This window comes from Frankia tisae (assembly GCF_025403405.1).
GTDB classification, from domain to species: Bacteria; Actinomycetota; Actinomycetes; order Frankiales; family Frankiaceae; genus Frankia; species Frankia tisai.
Genome location: NZ_JANEZT010000455.1, coordinates 1 through 4,593, shown reverse-complemented (window position 1 = coordinate 4,593; position 4,593 = coordinate 1). Strand labels below are relative to the sequence as shown.

General features: G+C 73.1%; 4 protein-coding genes. 1 reads left to right on the top strand and 3 read right to left on the bottom strand.

The genetic code is table 11. From position 1 onward, the window contains the following. Nucleotides 1-754: thioesterase II family protein (locus tag NBZ85_RS27920; protein WP_261562969.1), on the bottom strand; the 754-nt coding region annotated here is incomplete at its 3' end. Next, on the bottom strand, nt 751-1,107 hold the full coding sequence (locus NBZ85_RS27915; protein WP_261562967.1) for a phosphopantetheine-binding protein: 357 nt from the start codon (nt 1,105-1,107) through the stop codon (nt 751-753). The genes NBZ85_RS27920 and NBZ85_RS27915, both read right to left, overlap by 4 nt. A gap of 302 nt (nt 1,108-1,409) precedes the next feature. Between NBZ85_RS27915 and NBZ85_RS27910 the strand changes: the two genes are divergently transcribed. Next, complete coding sequence (locus NBZ85_RS27910; protein ID WP_261560037.1) at nt 1,410-2,816, top strand: salicylate synthase; 1,407 nt, start codon at nt 1,410-1,412, stop codon at nt 2,814-2,816. A gap of 102 nt (nt 2,817-2,918) precedes the next feature. Here the strand turns inward: NBZ85_RS27910 and NBZ85_RS27905 are convergent, their stop codons facing one another. Next, nucleotides 2,919-4,580: a (2,3-dihydroxybenzoyl)adenylate synthase gene (locus NBZ85_RS27905; protein ID WP_261560044.1), complete on the bottom strand. Its 1,662-nt coding sequence runs from the start codon at nt 4,578-4,580 to the stop codon at nt 2,919-2,921. Nucleotides 4,581-4,593 lie beyond the last annotated feature (13 nt).

The window sequence follows — 4,593 nt, the reverse complement described above, 5'->3', positions numbered from 1 at the left end:
GATAGAAGTGGCTGCCGGGGAACACGGCGTGGGAGAACCCGGCGGTGGTCACCGCGGCCCAGGCGAGCACGTCGGGGACTGCCACCGTCTGGTCGTCCGCCGCGGCGAAGGCGACGATGTCCACCGGCAGGGCGGGGTCGGCCGGGGGGCGGTAGGTCTCGATGAGCCGGTAGTCGTTGCGCACGATCGGCACCAGCAGGTCCATCAGCTCGGCGTGGTCGAACACTGCCTCGTCGGTGCCGCCGTGAGCCCGCAGGACGTCGACGAAGGCGTCGCGGGGCAGCCGGTGCACGACCGGGCGGTCGCCGCGGTCGTCGACGACCGGTGCCATCCGGGCAGAGACCACCAGCAGCCCCACGCTGCCGGGGACCAGGGCGTGCAGGCTGCGGGCCGTCTCGTAGGCGACGGAGGCACCCATGCTGTGGCCGAACAGCACCAGCGGCCCGGCGGTGTCCGGGCCGGTGACCATCGGCAGCAGCGCATCGGTGATCGGTTCGACGAGCCCGTCCATGGTGCCGACGAGGGGTTCGGCGAGCCGGTCCTCCCGGCCCGGGTAGCGCACCACCCAGCTCTCGCCGTCGGGCGGCAGGCCCCGCGCCCAGGTGCAGTACGGGTTCGCGGTGCCACCGGCGTGCGGGAAGACGACCACCCGGTACCGCGGGGCCGGATGGGGGTGCCGGCAGCGCAGCCAGGGTGACGTCACGACGGCGGCACGCGGGGCCGCTGGATCGCCGCGCGCGGTGTCGCCGTTCACCGGGTGGCTCCGGCCTCGGTGTCGGCGTTGCCGTCCGTGGCGTTGCCGTCCGGCCGATCTGTGGCTGTCTGGTCCGCGGGTGGCTGGCCGCCCGCGAGCAGCCGCCACCGGCGCAACGTGGGGTCCTCGATCAGCGCGCTGAACGGCAGGTCCACGCCGCGTGCCCGCAGTCGCGCGGCGATTGTCATCAGACCCACGGATTCGAGGCCGAGAGCGAGCAGATTGTCGTCCTCGCCGAAATTCACCGGCTGACGGAGAAACTCCCGGATGAGGTCGGCCAGCTCATCTCCGTCCGCTCGAAAAGGAAGATGCTCCGTGCTGTGTGCATCTTCGCGGATGCCGTCGGATCTCATCTCCACCTCGCGAGAACGCCGGTCGTCGGGTCACGGAATCTGGCAGGCGGGAAACCCCGGTCGGCGCGCGCCCGGTGGGACCGGTCGGACAGTCGGGAGTTCCGTTCTCGCTTGTCCGGCGGGTTCCCATGTTCCCATACTTAGGTTATCCTTACCTTAGTTGTAGATGGCCAGGGAAGCAAGCCCGGGTGACGGTCCGATCCCGAATCGGATCCCGGTCGCAACAGTTCGGCCCGGACCCTGGCCCGTGCAGCGACCGGCACGACGGCCGACTCCCCATCAACCCGAGACGGATGGTTGCGGTGAATACTGGAATCAGCGCGCAGGAGATACCGAAGGTGTCGATGTTCTACCGGACTGTGACTGTTTCCGTCGTCGGCGATCCGGCGATGTTCGCCACGACCCTCGCCGCGGCCGGAATCTTCGACCAGAGCGTGGTGTACGAGCGGACCGGCAGCTGGTGGTTCGCCGGCGGAGCCCGGTTCACGGTCCGGCTGTACCGCGACCGGGTGGTGACCACCCATCCGGAAGGCGAGCGGACCAGCCCGGTCGGCGGAGAGCCGTTGCGCGTCCTCGCGGCCGCGCTCGACGGCCTGCCCGTCGACGGCTGGCGGGCCTACGGCTGGGCGGCGTTCGAACTCGGCCACGCCGTCGCGGGGGCCAACCCGTTCGGGGCCGCGCCCGGCGAGGCCGACCAGCCGCTGGTGCACCTCATCGTGCCCGCCGTCGAGCTCGTCGTTCGGGACGCCACGCTGGAGGTTCGCGCGGCCGACCAGCGCAGCCTCGACCAGGTGCTGAGCTTCGTGGCGGGCCTCGATCCCAGCAAAGCCGACCATGGCGCGCGGCGGCCGAGCCGGCCGGTGGACGTCCACCCCGGCGGCTACCCGGGCGATCCCGACGCCGAGTCCTACGGGGCGGCCGTCAGTGCGGCGACCGCCCGGATCCAGGCCGGGGCGCTGACGAAGGTGATCCTTTCCCGTCGGCTGTCCGTCCCGTTCGAGGTGGACTTCCCGGCCACCTGCCTGCGGGGCCGCCAGGCCAACACGCCCGCCCGCACGTTCCTGCTCGACCTGCCGGGTCTGCGCACGACCGGTTTCAGCCCCGAGACCGTCGTCGAGGTGGCCCCCGACGGGGCCGTGGCCACCCGGCCCCTGGCCGGCACCCGGGCGCGTGGGCTGGGCACCACCTGCGACGCGCGCAACCGCGCCGAGCTGTACACCGACTCGAAGGAGGTGCACGAGCACGCCATCTCCGTGAAGCTCGCCGTCGAGGAGCTCCACGCCGTGTGTGAACCCGACTCGGTCGCCGTGCGCGGGTTCATGGACGTCGAGCCCCGCGGCAGCGTCCAGCACCTGGCCTCGTATGTGACCGGCCAGCTCCGCGCGGACCGGACCGGCTGGGACGCGCTGGCCGCGCTGTTCCCGGCGGTGACCGCCTCGGGTATCCCCAAGGCCGCCGCCTTCGGTGAGATCGCGGCCTTCGAGCGGGAGCCGCGCGGCATCTACGCCGGCGCCGTCCTGCAGGCCGGCAGCGACGGTTTCCTCGACGCCGCGCTCGTGCTGCGCGCCGTCATCGCGACGCGTGGTCGCACCTGGCTGCAGGCCGGCGCCGGCATCGTCGCCGACTCGACCCCCCAGCGGGAGTACACCGAGACCTGCGAGAAGCTCGCCAGCATCGCCCCGCACCTGGTTCCGGTCGATTTCGGCTGAGTGCCCGCCGATCGCCGGCCGGCGGATCGACCCGGCCGGCCGGCGGTCGGCAGACAACTGGCGGTCGGTGAACAGCAGCCACGGTCGCATCCGTCGGTTGGGTTAGGTCGCCAGCAGGTGGGCGCTCAGCGCGGCCCGGTCCGTCTTGCCGATGGCGGTGCGGGGCAGCTGCGTCACCACCTCGACCTGGTCGGGCACCTTGAACCGGGCGAGGCCGCGGCCGAGCAGGAAACGTGACAGCTCGACCCGGTCGAGCCCCTGGCCGCGGGCCACCACGACCGCGCAGGAGCGCTCGCCGAGCAGCGGGTCGGCGAGGCCCAGCACGGCCACGTCCCGGATGTCGGGATGGGCCAGCAGGTGCTCCTCGACCTCCCCGACGGAGATCTTTTCGCCGGCCCGGTTGACGACCTCGGCGATGCGGCCCTCGATGACGAGGTTGCCCTGGGCTGTGCGCCGGACCAGGTCACCGCTGCGGTAGAACCCCGCCGGGGTGAACGCGCGGGCATTGGCCTCGGGCGCTTCGTGGTAGCCCCGGATCGTGTAGGGACCGCGGGTCAGCAGCTCCCCGACCTCGCCGTCAACCACGTCGCTCCCGCCCGCGTCGACGATGCGCACCTCGTCGCCCGGGGAGATGGGTCGCCCCTGGGTCTCGTGCGTGACCTCGACGGGATCGTCCGGCCGGGTCAGGCAGATCAGCCCCTCCGCCATGCCGAACACCTGCTGGACGGTGACGTCGAGGTTGGCTGCGAGCTGCCGCGCCGTCGTGGCGTCGAGCCGAGCCCCGCCGACCTGGACCAGGCGCAGGCTGGACCGGTCGTCGGTGAACAGCGCGGCCGTTGCGGCCCACAGCCGGGCCAGCGCCGGCACCACCGCCGTCACCGTGACCCGTTCGCGTTCGATCAGGGGGAAGATCTCGTCGGGGCTCGGCGTCACGGCCAGGACCACCGTCCCGCCGACCGCGAAGGTGCCGAGGATCCCCGGGCAGGCGAGGGCGAAGTTGTGGGCGACGGGCAGGGCGGCGAGGTAGACCGTCGACTCGTCGAACCCGCACAGCTGTGCACACGTGCGGGCGTTGTAGCGGTAGTCGTCGTGCGTGCGCGGGATCAGCTTCGGGATGCCCGTGGTGCCGCCGGAGAGCAGGAACAGCGCCACCGGCGGGTCCGCGGCGTCGCCCGCAGCCGCCGGGCCCGCCCCGCGGTCCGGGTCGTCGGTACCGGGCGCGGCAGCCGCCCCGGCGCCGATGCCGGGGTGAGTGGCGGTGTGTGCGGCGGCTGCCACCTGGCCGTCCGCGGGCAAGAGCATGACCTCGCGGATGGAGGGGACCTCCCGGCGCACTGTTGCGGCGAGGTCGGCGTAGTCGTATCCCTGGTGCCGCTCGGCGGTCACGTAGGCGACCGCCGCGCCGCGCGCGGCCACCGGCACGATCTCGGCCTCCCGCTGCGCCGGCAGGGCCAGCACGGGCAACGCGCCGAGCCGTAGCAGCGCGAAGCAGACCAGCGGGAACGCCGCGATGTTCGGCAGCTGGACGACGACCCGGTCGCCCGCGCCCAGCCCGCGGGCCCGCAGCCGCCCGGCGGTCGTCTCGACCTCGGCGACGAGCTGGCGGTAGGTCCAGCGCCGGTCGCCGGCGACCAGGGCGGTGCGGTCGGGGAACCGCCGGGCCGCGTCGTCGAGGATCCGGTCGAGGGGCAGGCCGTCCCAGTATCCGGCCGCCCGGTGGCGCCGCCTGTCCGCCGGCGGCCAGCTGACTGAGCGATCGTGCATCGTCGCGCTCCTG